The 23,525-nt window shown below is 59.7% G+C and carries 22 protein-coding genes; 8 read left to right on the top strand and 14 right to left on the bottom strand.

Annotation, left to right across the window (positions count from 1 at the left end; translation table 11 throughout):
- Positions 1-238 precede the first annotated feature (238 nt).
- The 5 genes from AC5RV2_RS00920 to AC5RV2_RS00900 form a co-directional block, all read right to left on the bottom strand.
- The gene (locus AC5RV2_RS00920; RefSeq protein ID WP_494090741.1) at positions 239-769 is read right to left on the bottom strand and encodes a hypothetical protein; all 531 of its coding nucleotides are present in this window, start codon (positions 767-769) and stop codon (positions 239-241) included.
- Positions 720-1,925, bottom strand: a complete 1,206-nt coding sequence (locus tag AC5RV2_RS00915) for a relaxase/mobilization nuclease domain-containing protein (protein ID WP_494090740.1) — start codon at positions 1,923-1,925, stop codon at positions 720-722. The genes AC5RV2_RS00920 and AC5RV2_RS00915 overlap by 50 nt, the downstream gene beginning before the upstream one ends.
- A complete protein-coding gene (locus tag AC5RV2_RS00910; RefSeq protein ID WP_494090739.1) occupies positions 1,922-2,374 on the bottom strand; it encodes a plasmid mobilization protein in 453 nt (150 codons plus the stop codon). Before AC5RV2_RS00910 ends, AC5RV2_RS00915 begins: the two co-directional genes overlap by 4 nt.
- Positions 2,375-2,592: 218 nt before the next feature.
- A complete protein-coding gene (locus AC5RV2_RS00905; protein ID WP_494090738.1) occupies positions 2,593-2,781 on the bottom strand; it encodes a hypothetical protein in 189 nt (62 codons plus the stop codon).
- Between the two features lie 176 nt (positions 2,782-2,957).
- A complete protein-coding gene (locus AC5RV2_RS00900; RefSeq protein WP_494090737.1) occupies positions 2,958-4,472 on the bottom strand; it encodes a recombinase family protein in 1,515 nt (504 codons plus the stop codon).
- 313 nt (positions 4,473-4,785) lie between these two features.
- Between AC5RV2_RS00900 and AC5RV2_RS00895 the strand changes: the two genes are divergently transcribed.
- On the top strand, positions 4,786-5,742 hold the full coding sequence (locus AC5RV2_RS00895) for a hypothetical protein (protein WP_494090736.1): 957 nt from the start codon (positions 4,786-4,788) through the stop codon (positions 5,740-5,742).
- Between the two features lie 325 nt (positions 5,743-6,067).
- Here AC5RV2_RS00895 and AC5RV2_RS00890 read toward each other — a convergent pair whose 3' ends face one another.
- The 6 genes from AC5RV2_RS00890 to AC5RV2_RS00865 form a co-directional block, all read right to left on the bottom strand.
- The gene (locus tag AC5RV2_RS00890) at positions 6,068-6,334 is read right to left on the bottom strand and encodes a hypothetical protein (protein WP_494090735.1); all 267 of its coding nucleotides are present in this window, start codon (positions 6,332-6,334) and stop codon (positions 6,068-6,070) included.
- A 688-nt stretch (positions 6,335-7,022) separates the two neighbouring features.
- Positions 7,023-7,505, bottom strand: a complete 483-nt coding sequence (locus AC5RV2_RS00885; RefSeq protein WP_494090734.1) for a hypothetical protein — start codon at positions 7,503-7,505, stop codon at positions 7,023-7,025.
- Between the two features lie 104 nt (positions 7,506-7,609).
- The gene (locus AC5RV2_RS00880; protein WP_494090733.1) at positions 7,610-7,771 is read right to left on the bottom strand and encodes an antitoxin VbhA family protein; all 162 of its coding nucleotides are present in this window, start codon (positions 7,769-7,771) and stop codon (positions 7,610-7,612) included.
- Between the two features lie 66 nt (positions 7,772-7,837).
- Positions 7,838-8,224, bottom strand: a complete 387-nt coding sequence (locus AC5RV2_RS00875; protein ID WP_494090732.1) for a hypothetical protein — start codon at positions 8,222-8,224, stop codon at positions 7,838-7,840.
- 719 nt (positions 8,225-8,943) lie between these two features.
- Positions 8,944-9,549 carry a S1C family serine protease gene (locus AC5RV2_RS00870; protein WP_494090731.1) on the bottom strand — a complete coding sequence of 202 codons (606 nt, stop codon included), beginning with the start codon at positions 9,547-9,549 and terminating at the stop codon, positions 8,944-8,946.
- 176 nt (positions 9,550-9,725) lie between these two features.
- A complete protein-coding gene (locus AC5RV2_RS00865; protein ID WP_494090730.1) occupies positions 9,726-10,310 on the bottom strand; it encodes a hypothetical protein in 585 nt (194 codons plus the stop codon).
- A gap of 778 nt (positions 10,311-11,088) precedes the next feature.
- Here AC5RV2_RS00865 and AC5RV2_RS00860 point away from each other — a divergent pair.
- The 3 genes from AC5RV2_RS00860 to AC5RV2_RS00850 all read left to right on the top strand — a co-directional run bounded on the left by AC5RV2_RS00860 (position 11,089) and on the right by AC5RV2_RS00850 (position 14,493).
- Complete coding sequence (locus tag AC5RV2_RS00860) at positions 11,089-13,209, top strand: GmrSD restriction endonuclease domain-containing protein (protein WP_494090729.1); 2,121 nt, start codon at positions 11,089-11,091, stop codon at positions 13,207-13,209.
- A 568-nt stretch (positions 13,210-13,777) separates the two neighbouring features.
- Positions 13,778-13,993, top strand: a complete 216-nt coding sequence (locus tag AC5RV2_RS00855) for a hypothetical protein (protein ID WP_494090728.1) — start codon at positions 13,778-13,780, stop codon at positions 13,991-13,993.
- Between the two features lie 323 nt (positions 13,994-14,316).
- Positions 14,317-14,493, top strand: a complete 177-nt coding sequence (locus AC5RV2_RS00850) for a hypothetical protein (protein WP_494090727.1) — start codon at positions 14,317-14,319, stop codon at positions 14,491-14,493.
- Between the two features lie 302 nt (positions 14,494-14,795).
- Here the strand turns inward: AC5RV2_RS00850 and AC5RV2_RS00845 are convergent, their stop codons facing one another.
- Positions 14,796-18,818, bottom strand: coding sequence for an NB-ARC domain-containing protein (locus AC5RV2_RS00845; RefSeq protein ID WP_494090726.1), 4,023 nt, complete (start codon positions 18,816-18,818; stop codon positions 14,796-14,798).
- A 139-nt stretch (positions 18,819-18,957) separates the two neighbouring features.
- Here AC5RV2_RS00845 and AC5RV2_RS00840 point away from each other — a divergent pair, with 139 nt between their 5' ends.
- Both AC5RV2_RS00840 and AC5RV2_RS00835 read left to right on the top strand, forming a co-directional pair.
- On the top strand, positions 18,958-19,533 hold the full coding sequence (locus tag AC5RV2_RS00840) for a KH domain-containing protein (protein ID WP_494090725.1): 576 nt from the start codon (positions 18,958-18,960) through the stop codon (positions 19,531-19,533).
- A gap of 41 nt (positions 19,534-19,574) precedes the next feature.
- Positions 19,575-19,742, top strand: coding sequence for a hypothetical protein (locus AC5RV2_RS00835; RefSeq protein ID WP_494090724.1), 168 nt, complete (start codon positions 19,575-19,577; stop codon positions 19,740-19,742).
- A 194-nt stretch (positions 19,743-19,936) separates the two neighbouring features.
- Here AC5RV2_RS00835 and AC5RV2_RS00830 read toward each other — a convergent pair whose 3' ends face one another.
- On the bottom strand, positions 19,937-20,197 hold the full coding sequence (locus AC5RV2_RS00830) for a hypothetical protein (protein WP_494090723.1): 261 nt from the start codon (positions 20,195-20,197) through the stop codon (positions 19,937-19,939).
- 2 nt (positions 20,198-20,199) lie between these two features.
- On the bottom strand, positions 20,200-20,331 hold the full coding sequence (locus AC5RV2_RS00825) for a hypothetical protein (protein ID WP_494090722.1): 132 nt from the start codon (positions 20,329-20,331) through the stop codon (positions 20,200-20,202).
- A 479-nt stretch (positions 20,332-20,810) separates the two neighbouring features.
- Here AC5RV2_RS00825 and AC5RV2_RS00820 point away from each other — a divergent pair, with 479 nt between their 5' ends.
- Entirely contained in the window at positions 20,811-20,933 is a 123-nt protein-coding gene (locus AC5RV2_RS00820) for a hypothetical protein (RefSeq protein ID WP_494090721.1), read from the top strand.
- Between the two features lie 661 nt (positions 20,934-21,594).
- Entirely contained in the window at positions 21,595-23,463 is a 1,869-nt protein-coding gene (locus AC5RV2_RS00815) for an ankyrin repeat domain-containing protein (protein ID WP_494090720.1), read from the top strand.
- Positions 23,464-23,525 lie beyond the last annotated feature (62 nt).

Genomic DNA, 23,525 nt, shown 5'->3' with positions numbered 1-23,525 from the left:
CGGTCCGGGAGGCAAGAAGCGCATAAATATGGGGAAGAGGGAAGTTGAGACGTACTCACTTTTTCGGCGACCAAATCAAGCCGAGTACGCGCGCACACGCATAGATCCGCATGATTCCGCTGGTTAACTAAGTCTCGAAGGTGAAACGTACTCACTTTTGGTGTGTCTCTTTCGGAGCTGGCTGTCACAGACTTTTGCACGATGAATTTCGCGGTACACCTCATCGCTTCTCCTTCCGTCATCGGGGCCACCGCGGCATCCCGGCGCCCTTCCAGCTAGCGACCAATGAAGTCGTCCACCTGGTTCCCGCGAAGAGCCCATAAGCGACCACAGCGAGACCACAGACGACCGCCAGCCAGCGCCCGATGCCGAGCCACACGCTGCCGTCTACGTCGGTGGCCCACTGCACTCCCGTGAAGAGCCCGGCGATGACCATCCAGAGCCCGGCGACAACCGTTGCCGCCGGCAGGAGTGTCAGGAACATTGCCGCAGCCGCCGACCAGAGCTGGCGATCGGTCAGCTTGGCCGTGGCTGCCATGATCTGCTCGGCCCTCTTGTTCGCACCGGTGAGATTGGCAGTGATGACGTGGGACGCTGCACCGGTGATCTGCTCGATTGCCTTTTCGATTTGCTCGCCGGCACGCTGCTCGATGTGCTGAAGAGCCGCTCCGGCCTGGCTGACGAGAGCCCTGTTCTCGTCAGCCTGAACCCGGAGCCTTTCAATCGCCGAAAGTACGGTCTGGCGATTCCTCTGCGCTTCGAGAATCAAACTCTGCGAGGCGGCGCTGAGCTTCTTTCCGTCTAGACTGCGCGAGAATTCGGCGAGCGTCGTCTCGATCTCGTTCAACCTGTTCCCGATACTCGCGATCTGCTGCGATATGCCGGCGGAGGGCTGCGAGGTCGACGGCAGGGCCTTCTGCAATTCGTTCCTGACCGTCTCCTCGATGACGATCTGCAGATATAGCTTCAGGCCGTTCACGGCCGTTGTCTGCGCGTTCACTGCGGCGATGACCTCGGAGGTTGACGGTTCCGACGGAATCGACGGTGTCGAGTTCCGCTGCTCCTGACGGAGCCGGTCCGCGAGTCCCATGAGCGGTGCCTTTCTGCTGGTTCTGCTTGTGGATGTCGAAGATGCTGGCAGCCCCTTCGGCGGTGAACTCCGGTGTCAGTGCCGAAGCCTTCTTGCGCCCGAGCTTCCCGTTGTCGGAGCGGCGCATCTTGTAGCTCCACCCGTCGCGATGGGTGACGGCGAGCGTGATGCCGTGCTCTTCGAGCACCTGTTCATATGCCTGTTGATCCACGGAGCGGGGATCGGAAAGTGCCATGTAGACCTTGTCTCCGAGGGTTTGTTCGAAGCCTCCGGACCTGAAGGCCTCCCGGCGGAGCTCCCAGTCCGGCTTGGGCTGCCCGGGGTCGGGGAGCACGCTCAGGCCCTCGTCGCGCATCAGGTCGTCATTTAGCTGGCGGAGCCCGTGCTTCCAGCTGGTGTAGCGCTGGAGAGACCTGCCCGTCAGGTTGCAATGATTTGCCACGAGGATGTGTGCGTGCCCGTGACGACCTGCTGAATCCGCGTGGACCACGATGAGGTAGTCAGCGGAATGCATCCGCCCAATGAGAGCAACTGCTATGTCTCGGATGCGGTCGAGGTCGCCCGAATTGGTGACATCGAAATCGTCTGGTCGGAATGCGAGGATGTAGGACTGGAGCTCGATCTTGCGGCCATGCACACGAGCCAACATCTCGGCTCGTTCAATGAACGCCGCCGGCGAGGCTCCTTGGTCGCCGGCGACCGAGATCGCGAACGCCGCGGCACGGGTCCGGCCGGTCTTGATGAGTTCGGCACGCCGCTCTTTCGAGTTTCCATAAAGGACGTAGTTCACCGCACCTGCGGCATCCCGAGAAGACCGTACGTTGATCGTGCTCATGACGAGGTCCGATCCCCGAGCGACGCACGCACGTCATCGACAGTGACCTGTAACTGCCGGAGCAGATCTTCGTCAAGCGCCGAGACGTCTCCGGTGTGGACAGCCCGGAGCGCCTGGTTGAGGTTCTGACCGACCTTGCGGAGCTGGTCCACAGCCGCCGCAAGCTCCGGCTGAGGCGCCGCAAGCGCCGCCAAATGCATCCGTGAAATCTCATCCTTACGTGCATCGAGGGCGTCAAGGATGACCCCGCGCGCCCACGCGCTCGGCTTGACGCCGAGCACGCGGGCACGGCGCCGGATCGCTTCGCGCTCCGTCTCCGTGAGCCGTACGTCCAACGAGACCCGGCGACGCTCACGGGTGGTCTCGTTGGCCGTACGGCTGTGCCTACGCGGGAGGGGATACGGATGCAGGCCAGCAGGGTATTTGTCGGACATTTCGCTCGCGCTCATGTCGTCCAAATACCGCTGGCCCTCGTCCTCGCTCGCTTCGCTCTCTGCGGGCGAGGGGGAGTGGAACCCCGCTTTGTGGGCGCTGGACGTACGAGTGGAGGCCTCAGGTAACACGCTCCTGAGGAGGGCGCGTTGCTCCTTCAGCAACAGCGTGGCCTCTAGGGGCCTGCCAGCCAGCTGAGTGACTTTCGATGTGCCTTCGAGAGGATGAGTGGACATCAGGCACCACCACCCAGAATGGTGGCCAGTCGGTCCCGTTGGGCCTGACTGAGCGGAGGGGCGGCGGCCACGATGCGTTCAATGGCTGCGTCGACGCTGGACGCGATAGGGACACGGAAGCGGGCGGCGATATCCGTGGGGGATTCTTTGTGAACCGTTGTTTCAGGGTTCAACATGGCGGTGGACATAGTTCTCCTGCAGTTTGTTCTGCAGGTAGAGAGCCTCGTGCGTCATCTCAGACGATCAAAACGAGGAGAACCACCAGTCGGAGTTACCCTAACCCTTGTTGTTGTCTTCGGGCTGCTGTTTGTCTGACAGTTACCCTACGACTTAAACGTTTACTCGGCAAGCACGAGGTCTCCTGTCACCGCCAAATTATTGAGACGGAATCGGGATTGAAGGATTTCAAGCCTCGTGGATGTGGGAAGAGGCGTACTGTGCAGAGGGCGTCGATCGTGCTCCGGCGCGTACCCAGATCTCCCGCCTCGAAGGCAGCAGCCGGATCCCGTTGCCCTAGGACACCGGTGTGCGAAGTCCCAAGTGAGAGCCGTAAGCGCTCAACTTCCAACGTGTCAATCGCAGCGTTCTCACGGTCTCGAATGCGCTTGAGATCGAAGCCTTCGATGAGCTCGTCATCGTAATCCCGCTGCGCCCTGTGAATCTTGGCTCGGTGCTCGTTGATCTCCTCTTTAATCTCCCGCAGACGCGGCTCATCAGCAGACGGCAGCAGGTCGTGGAGATCCGGAAGGGCGAGTCGCCGCCGGACGACTTTGACAACGAAATCATCGATCTGCTCCCGTGAACGCACGACGTGCCCCGCGCATCGATACCGCTGCCCGTGCGCCTTCACCGGGTTGTCACACACTCCGCACCGGTACAGGCCCGAGCCTAGGTGCTTCCTGTCGGTTCCCACCCGGTTTGTGATGCGGGCCGGATCGTCGAGTCGGTCCTGAACTGCTTCCCAGACGTTGAGCTCCACGATGCGGTCCCAATTACCGAGGATAGGGTCGCCGTGATCGTCGCGAAGGATCTGTGCCCGCCACGATCGCCGCCGGTCGCCATTGGCGAGCACTTCCTTCGGCGTGTACGTGCTAAAGCCGGCGTAGCGCGGGTTGCGCAGAATCCCCAGGACGGTCGACGGCACCCATGGGCCGTCGTCCGGAACGGGACGGGGCTCGAGACCTTCTTCGGACCGACGCACATTGCGCTCGATCATCAAGGTCCGGTTGTGCCGGGGGAGAGTCGGCAGGGCAGGAAGATCTTTTCCCTCACCGCCGGACAAAGCCGTTGCGATCGCCCGCAGGGATGCCCCCGAGGAGAAAGCGGCGTAAATGTTCCTGACAGCCTCCGCCTCGTGACCGATGACGTCACCGTTCGTGGCGTAGCCGAGGGGACGTACTCCCTTCGGCGGCCTGCCTTGTTCGGCGCGCTGTCGTTGTGCCCGTGACTGCCGTTCTGCCTTTACTTCGATTTCGTTGCGGGCGATTGCCGAGAACATGTCGGCCGAGAGGCGGCCTGCCGCGGTCGTGCAGTCAATATCGGACCCTTTTGCGAAGGTCAGCAGGACATGGTGGCGCTGGGCAGCCTCGATGACCCGCACACCGTCGGCACGGTTGCGCTCGAGACGGGGCCACTCCTGGGCGACGACTACGTCGATGAGGCCTGACTCGATGTCTTTGAGGAGCCGTTCAAAGGCCGGCCGCTTCTTGTGTCCCTTCCCGGAGACGTCGTTGTCTTCGTAGACGCCAGTAAGCGTCCACCGTCGGGCTGCGATCAGTGCTTCGGCGTCCTCAAGGTGCCTATCCACGCCTAGGCGCGTGTTCTCGCGGTCCTGGGAGATGCGCAGGTAGACGGCCGCACGGCGCTGTTCGGAGCTCATGCAACCAAGCTACAGGTTAATCGGCTACTGAACTCTGACGCCTTGCGGACTTGCCTTAAAATCGTTGATCATCAGGTCCTCGGAGGGACGCCCGAGGATTCAGAAGGCGTGTGAATCTGCGCGACACGCCGAACAGGAGTCAGTTTCTGCTCATAAATGACAGTCTCCGTTTCGGGCGCTCCTCTGCTCACGCCGGGAGAGCAGTGTTGCCCCTATTCTCATTGCTTATGAAGCCTTCCACGCCCGATATATCCACCAACTCTTCAACACAAACACCGGTTCTGCCGGCGTCCGACGAAGAGCGGACTCTCCGGTGGTAACCGCCCAGCCCAGTCCACTCGTGTTCCCGGCGGAGGTAAACCTAGAGGATTACCTTGAGAGCCAGCTACCCATCCTGGTGTCGCAATTCGGGCTGGATCTGTTGATCATCGGAAGGCAGGTCGGAGGGCTAGTTGACTTACTCGCGATCGACTCCGCTGGCGTCATCTATATCATCGAACTGAAACTGAATAAGGCGCTCCTCAACATCGTCGCCCAGGTTCTTCGCTACAGACGCTGGATCAAGCGGCTGAAAAGGGAAATGCTCATCGATGTCGTTGCTGATAATCACCTCATCGTCGACTTGGAAGAGGCCTTTCAACGGCGGTTCGGCCATCCGCTGCCGGAGACGGTAAATGATTCCCAAGTGCTCATGATCATTGCACCGTCCATTCCTGCCGAAGCTGCTGAAGCAATCCTGGAGCTCCAGGAGTTGGGCTGCTCGTGCACAACGTTCCGTTACGTCGTGCAGCACGACGCGGTCAGACTCATCCCTTGCTGCCGTGACGATCAGGACGTGGAGAAAGAGTCGCACATCGGTACGACTCTGCCGAAACTTTCCGTTCAGGCCAGAGTTGAGGTGCCGGTCGACTCATCGAAATACCGAGTTAACATTGGCGACGACGTCCGGCGATTTTGGCGGACCCATGCTCAGCACTTTAAACCCTTCGTGACCTTCAGCTACATCTACGACCGGTACATAGATTGGGTGCACGAACAGGCGGTCGAAGGCCTCGCACCACGTGTCCGACAGTGGGGAGACTTTGCTCGACAGTTGTATAGGCTCGCTGTAGAGCCCGGCGATTGGATACGCATTTATATCCTTCCAGGTCTCGACATGCATGCGTACGAGACGATCGAAGCGCCGCCGACGTGGCGGACCAGAGTCTGCGATGGTCACCGCATAGTTGCATACCTGTGGAAACCGGGCGAAGAGGCATCTGAACTCTAACCAGGCCCGCGTCACCGATCGTTCCCACAGCGTCCTCGTCAGGTCGGCCGTTGGGGAGCTAACGCATTTCGGCGCGGCGGCGCTCCACTGGTTCTCAAAGCGATAAAACCCCTGCGAGCCGATAGTCGGGATAAGGGCGATTATCGGGGGTAAAAAACCGGCCCATTGAAGTGAGTACGGGCGCTTTGAGGCGTCGACGCCGTACGCCTCTCGGCACTCTCCGGACCGAGCGGCCTCTCCCGCCCCGCTGCATGAGCGGCGGTGGGAGACACAGCCCGTACGTCGGGGTGTAGAGATGTTTGGCGGGGACGAGGGTGGGGCCTGTCTATTCGCGCCCTCTCCGGGGCGGTTTGAAGACGGTGCCGGACAGCGGTGCGTAGGCGTACCATTCGGGATTTTCCCCGCGCCGGGCTGCCGCCCGGGCACGTGCGGCCTCTTCCTGTTCTGCCTTCACGGCCGCTGCTAGGGCAACGAAGGCGGCGGCCGCCAGGGCGTTGAGGGCGGGCCCGGCACCGCGGAACCGTCGTGCCGGCACATCCGGCTCGTAGGTTGCGAACTCGATCTCGTACCCGGCGCCGATTTCATCGGCCACGCGCCGGGCCAGGCGACTGCCTGCCTCGGTGAACCGGCGGGCCGCCTGGCCGATGTCCAGTCGAAATCCGGGGTGAGGGCTTTGTAGTAGGACTGCTCCCATTCCCGCAGGTCGTGGATGAGTCCTGGTGACAGGCCGGTATCGTCGTAGTCCACGGGGCCGGTAAACCACAGCACGGCGTCCGCATAATCCGGAAACATGCGCACTATCGGGCGTGGATTCTTCGCCGGTGCGTCCATGCCGTGATCGTACTCCTGTGGCTTGTTTCATCGCATCGCCACACTGCCTCTGTTTATAGAGAACTCCAACGAAACCGCTTATCGACGTGGAGCGGTGGGGCGACTTGCCAACTTCAATGGCACACCAGTCCACCGAACCCGGTTGTTTCGAGTGTCTGGACAGGACTACTGACACACGCACCCCGGAAACTCAGGCTCTGCTCGTGTGCCAACCGCCCGGCGGTTTCGCCATCTTCAACGGCAAAGGAGAACCTTCGGCGCCCTGGACGAACCGCCGTCGACAGATACGCCTCCAGGCGAGATGCCGGAACGCGTACGGCTTGCTGGGTACTGGGTCAGCGCACGAGGCCTTCCACGCCTAGCACGTTGCAGAAGGTAATGAGTTTCGTGAGGCCGTCGAGCGGTTCACCGAAGTCCCGGGGTCGAGAACTGCTGCTACCACCGGGCTATCACCATTCGACACCCCACGCGCTTCGGGCCACTTCGAGGACCCGGTCCGGCTCAGCGACGAAGTGGTCCACCGGCCGCGACCCGTCCTCAAAGTAGGTCGTCGGGGAGCACAGCCACAGCACCACGTCTTCCGGCTCCCAACTGTGTGTCTTGGCCAACTGCAGCAGGGACTTCGCCAACGGCCGGACGCGGCCGAGGGCGCGGTCGAACTGGAACCCTGGGTAGAGGTATTTGTTCAGCCGACGGACATAGAGCAGCTCACCGCGGCCGCGCATGTCATTGGCCAGCGATCGGGCCGCAGCACGGTCCGGCGTCGAGCCGAGCAGCTGCGCGACCTGCGCACTGGTGAGAAGGTCGAACTCCTTCTCGATGGACTTCACGGCATTCTCGGTCGCCTGCGCTGCGCGGGCCAGCGTTCTTGCTTCAGTGGACCCGGCGTGGTCGGGCCTGTCATCGTGGTGGCGCTTACGGAGTACGTTCATGCTTTCACCTGAGCCGATCTGGTCGTCGTTGATAAAAGTTATCAAGCCCTCGGTCCGGCGATCGGTTGTCTGCCTGTCGAACGACTCGGCACTATCAGCCGGCATCAGAGGGTCTTCGACTTCTCGATAATCGCGTGAAGCGTCATGCCGCCATTGAGGTATAAGTTGACGTCCTCTACGGTCTCGCGATCAGGTGTCATGCCCTCCAGCGCCCAGTTGGCCATCGTGTCGATAGCCAACTCGCGTTTTTGCTGGCTACTGAGCATTATGGCCTCCTCATCTCAAGGGTCAAATGATTGGTGCAGAGCCCTTTGTCTCCAGATCAGGCCGCGTCATCCGATGTAGGCGAACGCCTTCGCCACGGAGATCACGTCTCGCGCATCTGTCAGCGGGTCGGCCTCACACAGAACGTGCGCCGGCGCCTCGTCGTTCAGCGCGGGATTCATCCCCTTGAACCATGACTGCACCGTCGCCGCGTCGTATCGTTCTCTCAACAGCGCCGCGGCGTGGAACGCGTGGCGCAACCGCTCGCAAGCGATCTCGTCGGGAGTTCCCGTGCCCTCGGCCCAGATTGAGACGGACCGCGCAGATTTCACGCCGCCGATGTAGGCGACCAGGCGAACTCCGAGCATCTCGCGGAGTCTAGAGGCCACCTCATGGAAGGGCAGCTGGACGGAGTCCTCGTATGGGCGCAGACCCGGTCCTTGATCGAAGGCCATCAGGATTTACTGCTTCCCCGAACGACGACAGAGCCCTGCTCGTCCGCCTCTGACCAGGAGCGCTCCGCCTTCGTGAATTCAGCAGCAAGATCCAGGTTCGCCCTGCGTTCGGCCATCTGCCTATCCCAGCTCGCCCGCACTATCGCGCTTATCGAGGTCATCGTAGGGTGCGTCTCCGGCGAGCACTCGCTGAATGTCGCGCCAGTTCTCACTGCTCATGGCTACAGCGTAGCGGTTTGCTTCCGGGAAGTGCTCGTGGTATCTCAGGGCGTTGAGGTCAGCGGCCAGGTATGTCGCTACGCAGGCGAAGCAGAGCTGTTTCCAGAAGGCTCCGCGGGGCAGCGCGGCAGCAGGCGGAGTAACAGTTGGAGCGTCAATCTGTGACTCCTCAGTCTATATGGCTGATCATATATGGCTGCCCACAGGAGCAGTACGGACGTTGCCTCGACCGGTGAGAGGTTGCGGCCGGAAGCCGTTGATAAAATTTATCAGCGCCCATCCCGCACACGGTGTCATAACTCCTGCATTCCGGAGGATCTTCAGAGGCTTATGACCCCGTGCGGAAAAAACCCCGGATTCCAAGGCGCCCGGCAGTTCCCGGGTGGGTGCTCACTTGCCCGGGCGCTTACAAACTCCCTCGAGCAATCGAGCGGTTGTGAGCGGTTCTGCGTTACCAGCGCTGCGTTTCTCCGCTGTGAGCGAGCGTCCTAGCCTTGCCGTCAGAAATTTTCATCACACATTACGGGATTTGAGTACTGGTCAGGGTTGTCCAGCACTCTTGTCAGCACGTCCACTGGGACTGCATACCCCGCAACATTAGCGGCATAGACCACGCCTACGAGATCTCCCTGGTCATCTATTAGGGGACTGCCGGAGCTGCCCTTCTCGGTGGGAGCATTGTTGACCAGCATGGGCAGGGAGGACAAACCGACGACGTCCGGTGCATAACCCAAGACCTCTCCATGAGTGGTCGTCAAAGGTCCGCCGAGAGGATAACCGACGGCCGTTACCCTCGTTCCGACCTCGGGGTTTCTCGGGGCGAGGGCGATGGTGGCAGGCAGTTGTTCTTCGGTCCACACCAGCGCCAGGTCGGCAATGACAGCCGTTCCTGCCGTGGCGACTTCGATGTCCTGGCCGTCATACGTGCTGACCTGGATCACGTCAGCACCACTTACGACGTGACGGTTGGTGACGATGACGTTGTCTGATATCGCAAATCCTGACCCGCGGGAGACACTGCCGCAGCCGAAAGCCCGAAGGCGCACCGCGGCTTGCTCATAGTCCGTGAATCCAGGAATGACAAGAGGTGCTGCTGTCTCCTCCATGGCCGACTGTTTTGCTGTCTCGTCCGCGAGCGGTCGGGTCGTTGCCGGTGATGCCCCATCGACCATGGGTTTCTCTTCGTCCGGTGGGGCCACGGGCATCAGAGTGCACCCGGTAATGGCGGTCCCGAACAACACCGCAAGGGCCAGTGCTCCTCGCAACCTACTTCGTATGAACATTAACCGGCTAATTTCGTGCTCAGGTCTGCGCTTCCCCGTCTAGCCTCGTCACAGCCATCGTTAATATCTTGAATGTACTTCAGCAGTGAATCGGGCTCATAGGACATGAAGTCAACCAGGTACATCTGAAGCTCTTGAAGGTCGGCAATACAAGTGTCCATTTGTGTCGTCACACTCTCAGACAGTCTTAGAATATCTGCCTGCCAAGCAGCCAAGTCGCCGACCTGGGCTTTTTCGTCAGCCAATGACCGTATCCGCTCGGTCGCCGAGTCAAGTCCGGAAGTGAGTTCTTCAGAATGGCTTTGCAATTTATCTGATTTCTTCTGGAGGTCGGTCACTTCGGACTTGAGGCCGGCCACCTCGGACTCAAGATCGGCTACCTCGAACTCCAGGTCGTCCCGCTCCGCTGAAATGACGCGGAGGTTCTCTGCAGACGATTCGGCAGTGGTCTGCCATTCCTTCGCCGAGTGGGTCGCGTACGTGTATCCCACAGCTAAAACCGCTGCTACCAGAAAGACGATTACCGCGAACGCTGTGAGGGGCCAGCGTTTCGGTTGTTTCTGGGGACTTGAGTCCACGTCCAAATGCCTTACCTCAATTCGTCACCGTACACACTGAAGTGGATTCTAGTATCGGTTGGACGAGGTTTCTTGCCCGTTTGTTACAGGTGATCCAGGAACAGGACGACCTCGTAAACAACGGAACCTGAGAAAAAAGACTCACTGCAGCTGCAAGCCCGAAAAGTGGGACTCTGCAGCTGAGCAGGATGTCGATGAGCAAGGAGAGATTCTACCGCCGTCGGTAACAACACGCTCCCTAAGGTGGCCTATGCACGGAGTAGTGATCGCGTCGTTTGACACCTCAGGGAAGGGAAGCGCCGCGATCTCAGCAAAAAGGCAGGAACAGCCCCGTCTATTTGGGGGACGACGGGGCTGTTCCTTCGCATTGCGCCTACAGTGCCGCACCAGATCATGGGGGATATCAGGGGCACTGTGCATAAGGCGCTGGGAGACAGTGTGCCACTACTGGGATGGTTAATCGACTGACTGGCCGAGTGGCAACCGATTCCGCCCCAAGCGGGAGGGTGGCAGTCCGGGGCACGGCCGCGAGATACTCGGTCGGTGAGTCCTAATAAGAACCAGTCCATCTGGAGTGACACAGCCTTCATCGTGGTGGATGAAGGCTCTGTCTATAAGGGAGCCGCGGATGGGTTAGATGACACGATGGACCGTGCTCGGAATGCCGTCCTCGAGCAGCTGGATCGAGTATTCAGCATTCCGATCTCGTTGTCCGGTAACGTCCTGTGTACCGAACATCGTGGCTCGCACGAAACGCGCCGGACGTTACGGTACGTTTGTGCGGGTGGAGACCTTCAAGCGAACGCCGCTGCAGCTGTTCAATCTGCCTCAACACTTCGTGATCCCTCTGTTCCAGCGCCCCTACGTCTGGAAAGAGGCTGAGCAGTGGGAGCCAATGTGGAAGGACATCCGACGCATCGCGGAACTTCGGATTGCTGAGCCGCACCTCAATGCCACGCACTTTCTTGGGGCCGTCGTGATCCAGGCGCATGAGGCGCAGAGCAAGCGCCTGACGACCTGGAACGTGATCGACGGACAGCAGCGGCTGACGACCCTGCAACTCCTCGCTGATGCGACCTGTTCCCTGCTCTGCCAAGCTGATCACCCGAAGCTTGCCGGTCAGCTCGAAGACCTGACCCACAACTCCGAGAAGTACGTCGCAGACGGTGATAGCCCTCTCAAGCTTCGCCATTTGAACAAGGACAGGGAGTCTTTCGACGAGGTTCTGGCCGCAGATGCTCCTGTTGACTACGAGGATCTCGCGCACCCGGACTCCCAGATCGTTGCAGCTCACCGCTATTTCTCAACCGTCGTCGAGCAATGGTTGGGTTCGCCGGGAACTGATGATTACACGACCAAAGCCAACGAACTCACCAACGTCCTCTTGGACGGGTTGCAGCTTGTCTCGATCGAGCTGGATGCGGCGGAGAATTCTCAAGAGATCTTCGAGACCCTAAACGCGCGCGGGACGCCCTTGACGGCCGCCGACCTGGTGCGCAATTTCGTGTTCCAACGCCTCGAGGCTGAGGGCGGGGACACCACCAAGGCCTACCGGGAGGACTGGCCTTTCGAGACGAAGTTTTGGATGCGGGAGGTGAGCGTCGGCCGAAACCTGGTCAGCCGTAGTTCCCTCTTCCTTAACCAGTGGTTGGTAGCCAGGACCGGTGAAGAAGTCAGTCCGCAGGCCACCTTTAGCCGATTCAAATCATGGGTAGAACTGGAGTCTGGCCACAAGATGGCCGACCTGCTGCCCGTGATTAAGCATCAAGCCCAGCAGTATCAGTTGTGGACCGAGGCGGCCGGGCAACCTGGCGGGTCGCTCGATTCTGCCGCGATGGCCTTTTACCGAATGCAAGCCAGTGGAGTTGAAATCCTGAAGCCGCTGTTGATTTGGTTGTACGAACCGGGGCGTAACGTCCCTAACGACACTATTGAGAAAATCATTCAGGCCGCCGAAAGTTGGTTGTATCGCCGGCAGATGCTCCGACTCTCCGGCAGCGACCTAGGGCGCATCGTCTCCGATGTCATCGCGGCCAACGGTGGCGTGTCTGCCAGTGAACTCCAAGAGCGCGTGATCGGCCATTTAGCTCGCCTCAAGGTCACCAGCACCTACTGGCCCGGAGACGAGGAGGTTCGGCGGACCCTTAGCACAGAGGCTGCGTACACACGCTATCCACGGGGCCGTTTGCGCATGTTCCTTGAAGGCATCGAGGACCGCTATCGCGCCGAGACTGGCCAGCCGCAGGTTGAGCGAAAGAATTACCCGATTGAGCACCTCCTGCCGCGGAACTGGAAGGATACTTGGCCAGTGGAGACTCCGGAGGCTGCAGAGGAGCGCCAGGCAAGGGTTCACCGACTCGGGAACCTGACTCTTCTGACGAATTCCCTGAACTCAAAGATTTCGAACGGGCCCTGGCCAACCAAGCGCGCCGCCCTCCTCCAGCACAACACAATCACACTCACCGGCCGGGTCGTTGGCAAGACCGAGCACCAGGACTGGGACGAGGAACTCATCGACGACCGCACCGCTGACCTGATCGACGCCGTCCTCAACATCTGGCCCGTGCCCGAGGGCCATAATGGCAGGGTCGTCGATCCTCAAACCAAGGCAGGTGATTGGGTAGAGCTTAAACACTTGATCGAGGCCGGGCTGCTCACAGGAGGAGACATCTTGTCGGCGACGCACCGAGACTTTAAGGGCAAGGAAGCGGTACTGACGCCCGACGGTGCTATCGAGCTGGACGGTAAGCGGTACACGTCACCGTCCGCAGCTGGGCACGCGCTGCGGAAGAAGGCGACGAATGGCTGGTACTTCTGGGCTGTAGGCGACGGACGACGACTGCGCGACGTCCGCGCCGAATTCCAGAACGCCGCTCCCGCAGACCCAGTACCGGAGTCCAGCTGACAGGTAGCGCGAATGCATATGCGGCTGGTGTGCCTCCAGCGATCGAGTGGGGGCTCCCAGTTCGCTTGCCCATCAGCGCAGCTGGGAAGCCCGCGCTTGCGGTCGATGCCGAGCCGTGGATCCGGGCATTAACACCTGTGACGTCGCGGACACCGCTAGAGCCCCGCACCCACGCGCCGAGGATGTCCGCTGCGTTCGTAGCGAGCAGCCCGATGCATCAGACCCAGAAGATGGATTATTGACGGGAGGCGCCCGAGGCCACCATCACGCGGGACCCATAGCTGATGTTTCTACGTGTGGCGATGCGGTGAGTTCTAGCTTTGCTGGCGGCACTTCGCCCCCGAGCGAATGTCGTGGCCTTCGGCATCGCGATCGAAACAGATCCCCAAATCCACGCCGGCTTTACTCAGGAAGGTCATACCTAGAGGTTGCTCCTACGGAATGCGGTGGAGTTCCGCCACAGTTAGGCATTTGCAGGCATGGCTTGCCTGCCGGCCCCCAGGGTGACAGCATCTCAGGCATGGGCATCTTCGACTCCATTGCGCGCAGTTTGGGTAGCCTCCGTCCGTTGTCCGACTCGGAACTAGAGGACGAGCGCGAGGCGTTGCGGCAGAGCTACGTGTCCTGCGGGGATATCGGCGAGGCGTCAAAACTCTACAACGAGCTGGACCGCTACGACGACGAGATGAGGCGCCGTGCGAACAAGGCCTATGAGCGCGAGAACCCGAACCCGCCAGAGCCGCGGCACCGCGAGCACGGCTGGTACCTGCCGAACGACGACTGATTCACTCTTGTGGGCCGGGAATCCGGCTGTTCCCGGACTTGCCCCGGCAGGGACGGTGACGAACAGTCGCCGTTAGATGCGCTGGACTCGGTTTCCGAGGCGGAGTTCTTGTTCTCGGCCGCGGTCGCGGCGGCCGAGACTATGAGCAGTCTCGTTGCACCCGGGCCGCCAAACCAGATATGTGAAGCTGGTGCTAGAGGTATTCCGTTACGGAACGTGGTCGAATTTAGGTTGCGCTCTAACCTCTGGGCCCAAGCTGCACGTATGCATCACGACGGAGGAGTGGAAAAGCGGAGGGTACACTCGGCAACACCTCTCGTAGTGTGCTGACGGTCGTAGGTTCACGGCTCAAGGTCACGCTGGACAGGAAACTGGGCCGTGAGACCTCGCCGCAGGTGAAGCTGCTGGCCGGGATGACCCTGCCGCCGCTCGTCAGGCAGTCCCGCCGTGCCCGTAATGCCCAGACTGATGAAGGCGGGCCGGCCGCCTCGCCGGAATAGAAGCAGGTGGTCGAGGCTCAAGCCATGACGGTCAGCGGGAGTCTGATTTCAGCTGTTCTGCATGGCGCATGATGAGGGAAGGGCCACCAGGACAGCAGAAGATATGACACATCCGGCTGTCGCCAAGAGCCAGGTTAAGGGCCATCGTGCGTAAGTGTCCTTCTGTGAGTTCTTGGTCGTTCTCGCTGACCTTTCACACGATGGCTTTTCACATCGCCGTAGCGACACATCAAGCCCGGGAAACTTCACCACTGCCAGGGACGCTACCTGCAGTTTTGTTGGCCAGGCGGTTCGGCTGGCACTCACGCGTCCTCGGCAGATTTCGGGAACCGCCGTCGAAGATCCTCCAGACGTGCCTGTGTTTCCTCTGCCTCGACGGAGAGTTCTAGGTCGCGTAGGTGACTTCCGAGACGATCGAGAAGATGTATGAGGTGTTGCATGTGGTCATCTGGGTTTAGCTCAGCAGGCAACTGGAGATGGCCAACAGCTCGGGTAATTGCCTGCACGGCCTCATTACGACGGTCGAGTGCGCTTAACGATTCTCCTAGGAGACCAAGCGCGTGTGCGAGCGAGACTTGGAGTTCGCTGTCGCTGGGGTCGCCGTCAGCTAGTGCCTGCCACACGTTGGCTGACTGTTCGGCGGCGATAGCGGCTTCGCTATGCTCCAGTAGCCGGTTGTGGGCGTAGGCAAGCATGAAAAAAACAGCCGCCATGCTCCTGCGTTGGTCCCTGGCTCCACTCGACATGGCCCGATAGATCGCGATGGCGTCCATTAGAGGTTGAATAGAATCCTGCCATCGGCCTGCGACGAAAAGAGTCTTCCCCAATTCTTGAAGGGCATCGCCGAGCGTTCTCATTGAATCGTGGTCATCGGGAGTCTCAGCAAGTGACGCCTGGCAGGATTGCACTCTTTGTGTCAAAGACACGACGGCTTCGTCCGCATCGCCGTTCTGGAGGAGGGCCTGCCCGAGAACTGAAGTAGCTGCGCTTGCGAGTATCCGCGCTTTATCATCCAGTCCTTCGAGCCCTTCAAGGACTTCGACGGCTCTTCGCGCGTGCTTCACCGCAGTATCCGGTTGGCCAACCCTCACGTGAGAGGAAGCCAGAAGATAGAGTGATTGCCCGTACTCCAACCGTCTTTTGTGGTCTGCGGGAGACATTTGGCAAAGCAATTCCGCGATGTTAGCCCCACTCGCGAAGTGCGTGGCAGCCACCTGAAAGCGGCCAGCCTTTAACGAGGTAAATCCGGCGTGGCGGTAGGCGTTGGAGAGTTCGATGGGATCTTCGCCGGGGGACGCGTCAGACTTGGCTCGAGTGAATTCGAGTCTTCCTTCTGCCAAGTCCGCTGCATCCTCCCACCGCTCGTGCTTCATCGCCGTTTGAGTCAACGTGGCGAGCACGAAAGCGAGTTCGTCCTTAATCAATTCGCGAATCTTCGAGTCAACCTCCCGATCGTCGCGATCGGGGTTCTGATTTGAGCGGGCGGAGTGTCTCGACGCTGAAGTATCGACGTTGGCTTGTGCCTCTCTTACTCGCCCCTGGTGCAGTTGAACGCTGGCAAGGAGAAGAGGGTCGCATTCCGTTCGCTCGAACCACTTTTCAGCTTCCCGCCACTCGCCCAACTGGGAGCACACGTACGCCAACCTTGTGTGGATAGGCTTGAGTCGGACCAGGCGGCCAATTTCCGTCTTTTCGTTGAGGCGGGCTGCCTGAAGCAAGTAACTTTTCGCCTCGGTGAGTCGTCCTGCTATTGCCAGCTGCTGCCCAAGCTTTGCGAGCGTTGATGCCTCCTCATCTGCATCACTATCTTCAACTGCGCCGGCGGGCGGGCGGCTCTCCCAGAGTGAGAGAGCGCTATCGAGCGCCGCCCGGGATTCGGTATCGTCCGACAGGTTCTGATAAATCTCGGCCAGTGCCAACCTGTCCGAAATCGGGGCGTCGCTCGTCGACTTTCGTGCGGCACATCGTTTTAGCAGTTCTGCAGCCTTTCTACGACGTTCTAGAGACAGTTCGGGCTGATCCATTTCTGCATCGATGTCTGCCAGGGAGACGAGGTATATTGCCCGCAATTTGTCGTTGAGATCCGGGAGTGCCGCAAGGTCGCGGTATATCGAGGAAGCGGCATCCAGATTCTTGTGCGCCTCCGAGTGTCGTCCCAGTTCTCGTTGAGCGCGTCCAATGTTCGCTAAGCGCTCCGCCAGGTCAGCACGCCCTATAGCACCGCCACGGACTAGGTACGGTTCCAGTAGTTCCAGTTCCCACAGATTCCACTCGATATTTGTTTGGTCCGTCGATGGCGCGGAGAACCCCACAAGTGCGGTTGCCGTGCTTCGTGTCAAAGCGTTCAGCTTGGGTAACGCCGCGATGGGTCCTACGGCCGCCCGAATATTCTGGTTCTGTGCGTTGGCTGGATTCGACGTGAGCTCACGCAGCCACTGCTCGGCCAGGACGGCGCCAGCTTGGGCGAGTTCCTCGGGGGCTGAGGTCTCACGGATGGCGCGAGCTGCCAATTGATGAATCGCGAGGCGGCCAACCTGCCAGCTTCCTGTGAGCTGGATGATTCCGTAGTCAACGAGGCGTTTGACCCCAAGATGTATTCTCGTCGTGGTTGCCGGCAGATCTGTCTCACCTGCAACCCACTCGCAGACACTATCCCGCTGCCAGAGCCACGTGGGGTGTCCATCTGGATCCTGCAGGGCCGCGACCATTGCTGTCCGTTCCACCACGCCGTTCGGCATGTCTCGAGCAGCTTTGTCTAGTGCGACCTTCCACGTGGCGCCTATAAGCGTTGGATAGCCCCCAGCATCAGAATAATCGGCCGCTTCATCCATTCGCGGGGACTCATGGAACTCTTTGACCCAGTCAGAGACAGTCATCCTGTTGGCGGCAATTGTGGAAGCGGCAATGGACAGCGCCAATGGGTGGTGCCTCACTGTGTCGGACAACCCGGCCCTGTCATGCGCGGACGTCTCGGGCAGGCGGGTATTGAGAAATTCTTCAGCCTCGCCCGGAGAGAACAGCTCCGCTTCGACCTGATGGCCAGAGCCGCTGATCCGATGGGAGGCGCTCAACGTTGTGATGAGAACCCGTCCCCTCGGATTCGTCCCGGGTGGGACCAATTTGCGCTCAATTAGCTCTGCGGCGTTCGCGTCGTCTAGGACGATCAGCCAGCGCATGTCGGTCGTTCTCAGATGATCGAGCAGTCCGCGCGCAAGCTGGTCTTCGCGATCCCCGGCGTTTGCTGCGACGGAGTTTTTGGGGCCACTATCAAGTCGTTCCGCTGCCCGTGCCAATTCCCGGGTTACGGCCACGGCATCGGCGGACTCCACCCAAATCAGCAAGTTGTGACGCTCGTCGCCTAGACCCCTGAGTGCTTCCTGCATGATCTTGCGAGCCGCGTAGGATTTCCCCAAACCGGGCCCGCCACGCAACCACACACGCCGATCGCCGCTGTCGCGCCAATGGCGGTCAATCTCGTTCTCGAATGCACGAGGCTGATAGTGGCCCCCCACCTCCGCAAAGTTCCCAACAAGTATCTGATCGGTTGGCGATCCTTTTGATTGTGGCGGTAACGCGTCAGTTGGTACTTGGACCCCAGAGCTGGGGAGGCCGACATCATTCATCTGGTTAGCACCCGTCGATGGCCAAACAATCCTTCTGCGTCCTGGCTTGTCGCCGTTCAGCATTTTCGCTTCGCCAACCGTTGGCGCTGACTTCGTATGAGAGTCGAGGAACCATTGGGCGGCTAGTACGGCGAGCCTAGCCGTCTGCCTGCGGAAGGCGTCGCCAGCAGATTTTCCTTGGACCTCTTTTTGGTTTCCACGATCGGTCCAATGCATCGTCGCAAAGTCCTTTTGGGCGCCGGGGACTGGAATGTCGGCCCTGACCTGCTTCCCATCCTTGAGGATAGGTCCTGGACGCAACGGCAGCGAAGGACGCTGGTCATTGTGTTCCAGATTCCAGGCCACCTGAGCCAGGAGAAGGACCTCATCCCGTCTCAGGGCGCGGTTCTTATTGAGAACGCTACGCACCGTTCCGTCCTCAGCCAGATCGACGAAAGCCTCGTAAAGCGAGTTCCTCAGCGATTCGGTGTTCGCGGAATCGACAAAGCTGTCGACAAATTGTTGCGCTGCGAAGGGCAATACGGGGCGCTCAAACTCGTCGGGATCGAGGTGTTGACTGTCCGTCAGGCCGTATTGTTCGACCAAACTATGCAGATAGGCGGCGAGAACCACCACAGGCTCCACTGTGTTCGGAAAGTCTCCCAAAATAAATTCGATTGCTTGTGTGAGTGTGCCGTTTACACGCAGCTCCGCGTTTCCCATGACTGGATTTTCTCACCTGTCGCACTTAATCTGCGCCAAGGCATCGCTAGGCATGCGGACGGTTGATGCCTAGCGATGCCTCGTTCGATCGTGGAACCAGCGTCAAACTGACGCTTCTGGAACGGAAGGAACGCAGGACATGAACACAACCATTGCGGCGCTACTTATCGGGGCGGCTATTCTCGCTGCTTTTTCTCTTTGGATAGTCACTTACCTGAGAAGCCAACGGTCATCCCGGCCCCGATTTGCTGTACCGCCCGTTTACACGAATCATGCAAAGGAACGGATGCTCGAACGCCAGGTGCAGCAGCGCCACGTCGAAGAGGTTCTTGCCAAGCCGAGCCGACAGATCCCGGACCGGGATAATGAGAGCGTGCTGCTCGAGCGCCAGATCGATGGACGGATCCTGAAGGTTTGGGTAGTGGCAGAACCCTGGAAAACCGCGAATGCGGCGATAGTTAAGTCGACGGCGTGGGCTGACCTAGTCCAGACGTTTGAGATCCCGGCGGGTAAGACTGGAATCGTGATCGGGCCTGGGGGCTCCAGAGTCCGCCAGATCGAAGCCGCCACGAACGCTCGGATAAGTATCGATAGGACCGGGACTGTGAGAGTCTCTGCCGGCTGTGATGCGTCCGTTGAGAAGGCCAAACAGATGATCTGCAGAGTCATCAAGCCCGCCCATGACGCGGGCCCCAGCGGCTATCGAGCAGCCTGAATTGCTCGTGCGTAACCCTACGAAAACGCAAGGAGGTGATCATGATGACCAGCAAGAATTCCAATGGCGCAGCTAAAGCGGGAGCCGTACCCCGCACGGTTTCTCCGGCGCGCCTCCAGCAGAAGACTGGCTCAGCCAACGCGTTCGGCGGCTACCAAAAGGTGAAGCATTCCAACAACACCTTCAGCATGCGTACAACGAAGAAGTGACTCGGGAGTAGGAAAGCGCCTCGTCCGGATAGCCACTAATGGCGGCCCCGGACGGGGCGCTATTCATAGGAAAGAAGATGCGTCCCCTCTAGATGAGGTTATTCGGCTACGGAATGTGGTTGAGTTTCGCTTTGCAACTTAGCGTTGCCGGGCTCATGCGGGTGAGTTCGCCCCGCGCCGCCTCTCTCGGGCGGTCAAGAGAGGGGATCGCCGCAGCTCCGACAGGTATCTTCGCCCTCGTCGTACATGATTCCGCAGCAGTAGGTGGGTTCGGAGTCCGCATCGTCGTCGAGGAACTCGGACTCCATTCCGTTGATGGCTGCAGCTACCTTCGACATGTCGCTGGAGCTGAGGGAGGCGTACTTCTGCTGGTACTCATCCTCGCCCATCGAAGCGTCCCACCGTCGGTCGATCAGTTCCTGCACCAGATCTGGGTTGTTTTGTCGCCGTCCCATGACTACTTTTTCGGGTCCTTGCGCTGCTTGAGCTTGGCGAGCTTCTCCATGTAGTCAGCCTTCTCTTTCAGCCGTCGTGCCTCTGCCCTCAATTCCCTCGGTGTCTTGTTCTTCGCGCCTGGTGGCCTGCCCATGGGTGTCCTCATTCAAATCGGGGATACGATAAAAAATCATATCCGAGTACGGAACGTGGTGGATTTTCGGTTCAATGTGTAGTTGAGCTCCGGTTCAGCTCGCAATGGCTGGTAGGAATCGATTTCGCTCCCTCATGGTTGAGGGGCGTTCGTACTTTGAGGCCGTCGACTAGGCTTTGGGACATTGGCGGTGCCTACAGGGTGCCGGATCGGAACGAGGGGGACGTATGGTCGATTCGGATACGTGGTGCGACGCTTTATACTTCCCGCACGGCCGGCATAAGCTCGGCGGGGTGCATTGCCGTCTGGAGAATGGACACGGTGGAGATCATTGGTGCGAGGCTGAGGACGAAATGGGCCTGTAGCCGCGTTGTCCCCATGGTTATCGATGGTTGTCTCGCGGGTGAGCTAAGTTAGGTGGGGAATCCAAGTCGTTTCCAGCCGGGCTACGTCAAGCGGCAACAAACCAGGAGGCCAGCATGGACAGGGTAGAACTGAAGGCCCAAATCGACGAACTCATGCGTCAGTATGACGAGGATGAGATCGACGGTGAGACCTATGCGCGGGAAATGATGGAGTTGACCACGTCCGCACCGGCATGACCTGTCGACGGAGGACCGTGGCCGGGCAGTTAGATTCCATCACGCCGCTGGAAGTGGCGTGGGCAGGACCGGTTGGGTTGCCGCTCGGGGCGGTCAGATCAGCCGAAGCGTGCTCATCTTCGTCCGCGTCTCCTACGGCCCTACCGAAATGGGCTAACGAGGGAAGCCCCGGTGACAACTGCACAGGATGCACTTATCGAACGCCTTCGCGACCTGCTCCCGACACCAGCAGCCGAGATGCGGTCAAGGTCGGGTTGTTGCGTAGAGCAGCATGTTTCGCCGGGTTCCACCAATCTTCTGATGGCAGGAGTCCGTTCCGGCTTCGATAATGGCTCCATTGGACGTAAGCCTGTCCACGATCGTGGCGCATTGAGTTCTTCTTTGGCGCCGGAACCGCAATTGGTCCGGACCCACCCGCGAGGGCCAGCCGTTGGCTGAGGTTATTCGGTTACGGAACGTGGTGGATTTTAGATTTACGTATAAATCCTTCGCCAGAAATGCCTCCCGTCATGAAAGCGAATCAGGACGGTATTTCTTTGTAAAAGAATCGATAGCCGTGCGGCATCGGTCGCTCCAGGTATAGCGATGAGATTTAGCGGCACGGGTTGCTTTGGGGCTAAGTGAAACCCAGATTAGAGACCGTGTCGTATATTATCGGGCCATGACAAACAATGCAGGTAACAACGCTGGTCAGGGTGGGCGCAAGGGCGTCGTGGCTATCGCTTTAGGCGCCCATCATGGGCTTGCCCTAACGGGCAGTGGCCATGTAGTTACTTGGGGGGAAGCTTATGAAACTCCCCTTGGCCTCAGCGGTGTTACGGCCGTTGCCGCAGGGAGGAGCCATAGTCTCGCGCTTGCGAGCGGGGGCACCGTTGTCGCATGGGGACACAACGACAAGGGCCAGACGGACGTGCCTGCAGGCCTCACCGGGGTCACCGCCATCGCGGCTGGTCTTGCCCATAATCTAGCGTTGAGAAATGATGGCACCGTCGTCGCGTGGGGTTATAACGACGCCGGACAGTCAACGGTGCCGGCCGGGCTCACGGATGTTGCCGCTGTAGCGGCCGGATGGTGGCACAGCTTGGCGCTCCGACGAGACGGGCGGGTTGTTGCGTGGGGCCATCCCGACTCGGATCAGAGACACGTCCCCTATGGGCTCTCTGGGGTTGTTGGTATCGCTGCGGGATACGAGAACAGCTCAGCGGTTCTCTCCGACGGCACCGTCATCGATTGGGGACAGGATACTAGTTTCCTGTCGATACCGGAGGGTAAGTTCTCAGCGGTTGCATATGGACGTTGGCATCGGCTTCTCCTTCGGAAAGACGGGCGTGTAGTCTCCGACGGAGGGTACGGGGGCGGTGTGGTCATACCAGACGACTTGACCGGCGTCGTAGAGATTGCGGCCAGTGAGGCTGACTTCGGCTCAAACTTCTTAGTACTAAAAAACGACGGCACTGTCGCCGGATTTGGCCTCGCCGGAAAAAGTAGGCCGGACGCGGCACTTGCTATACCTGTAGAAATTATGTCCATTTCACCGGCTGATCGCCAGGCACCTGACGGCTGGGGATATTATCGGTCGGTTATTGGAGAAGGCGATCTTCAAGTGGGTAAGGCGCCATTGATGCATTGGACGGCTGTTGGAGACGCGGAGCGGGTAGAGGCGGCCCTCAAACAGGGAGCGGACATTTATGCTGTCGATCAGGACGGCGATGGAGTGCTGAGATATCTAATTACCAGCATGGATGTTCATATCCTTGAAAAGCTACTCAAAAGCGGTGCCGACCCCAACGGCGTAAGCACTTCGGCGTCAGGGCACCGGGGTTTCCGCATCCTTCACGCTTATGCGGAGGCCGGGTGGGAAGATGGCGTCCGTACGCTGGCTGCTCATGGCGCCGATGTAAACGCAGGTGGCGTGGGTGGAATCACGCCGTTGATGCTCGCTGCCGGGGCGGGAGAGAACGTGTGCATCAGCGTGCTTTACAAGCAAGGTGCGAATATAAACGCTGTCGATGATCGCGGGGACTCTGTTCTCTACTATGCAGCATCAAAGGGGCAGTTGGGATCCGTCTGCATGCTGCTCGCGCTTGGGGCCGATGCGAGGGTCAGGTCCAAAGCTTCAGGTCTTTCCCCACTAACCATTGCGGCGCAGTTAGCATCACCAGGCGGCAGGCGCCCACCTGAGATACCAGCAAGTGACTACGCAAAGATTGTCGTGGAATTACTGCGTTCGGGGGCTGATCCACTCGAGATGTACAACCAAGGACTGGTCCTGCAAAGGGTAAACGAAAGGGGTGGCTTGGAGATCGCGCCTCTCGAAGTCGTGCACCATTTGGTGTCCTTACACGATTATTGGAGTGTCATTCTTTCTTCTGCGAGAGCCAAGGAAAACATGAGATCGGACTCTTCCAAGGGGCCTGTGGTGAGCGAGGTGCCGACGGAGGGTGAGCGCCACCTCACGGCTCTCCTCCCTGCGACGGTAGCTATAGCCCTTTTGGCGCTGACTATCGTATTCGCTGCCATAGCATCCTGAGGAAATATCTCGTCCACGAAGCCGGCGTCGACTGAGGCACCAATTTTTTTGATTCAGCCCCG

Source organism: Arthrobacter sp. Y3225116 (genome assembly GCF_059091245.1).
The sequence above is the reverse complement of the archived record's forward strand: the minus strand, read 5'-3'. Positions and strand labels throughout refer to the sequence as shown.